Origin of the sequence: uncultured Psychrobacter sp., assembly GCF_947495825.1 — a bacterium.
Lineage (GTDB): Bacteria > Pseudomonadota > Gammaproteobacteria > Pseudomonadales > Moraxellaceae > Psychrobacter.
Window position 1 is genome coordinate 1 of sequence record NZ_CANMAH010000025.1, and the last position, 715, is coordinate 715.

General features: G+C 37.8%; 1 protein-coding gene. It reads right to left on the reverse strand.

What is annotated here, in order from left to right; genetic code table 11:
* Positions 1 to 20: 20 nt before the first annotated feature.
* The gene (locus Q0895_RS13395) at positions 21 to 677 is read right to left on the reverse strand and encodes an IS1595 family transposase (protein ID WP_299189790.1); all 657 of its coding nucleotides are present in this window, start codon (positions 675 to 677) and stop codon (positions 21 to 23) included.
* Between the last annotated feature and the right edge of the window lie 38 nt (positions 678 to 715).

A 715-nucleotide genomic window follows, 5' to 3' on the forward strand; every position in this document is an offset into this window, starting at 1 on the left:
GGGGCTGTAGTAGATAAGGATTAAATATCACACCATTTTCTCAAGGTTTTCAGCTGATTAGATGGTGAGCCATAGTTAAATCTAAACTCGCACTCTTTTAAAAACAAATGGAAGTTCTTCTTATCGATCCCATTATACTTTCTTAGAGTTCGTTTAGACTGGTTCCAAAAGTTCTCAATGCCATTGATGTGATTGTTTTTACCGCAAGTAAACTCTTTAGAATGATTGACTCTGAAATGTTTAAACTCACTCACATCTAATGCATTGTAACTTCGATAGCTATCCGTATAAACAAAGCTGTCAGGCTTGATTTTACGCTTAATAACAGGCATTAGAGTAGTCTGTTTGGTGTCTGCTACGACAATGGTATAAACCTTACCGTTTCGTTTTAGAATACCAAATACAGCGGTTTTACCAGCAGCCCCGCGACCTCTTTTACCTTTGCGTACACCGCCAAAGTAACTTTCATCTAATTCGACTTCACCATCAAAAAGCTCATCAGCTTCTAATGAGAGATGGTAATCTATCACAAGTCTTATTTTATGATAAAAAAGTGCAGCAGTGTTAGGCTGAATATTGAGCAAATCTGCGGCTGTTCTAGCAGTCACTTCAGCTGTAAAAAACTCTAACAGCCTTCGCTGTACTTTTTTACTTAGTTTACAACGGGTTATCTTCATAAAAGTAGTCTAGCATAGTGCTTATCTACTACAGCCCC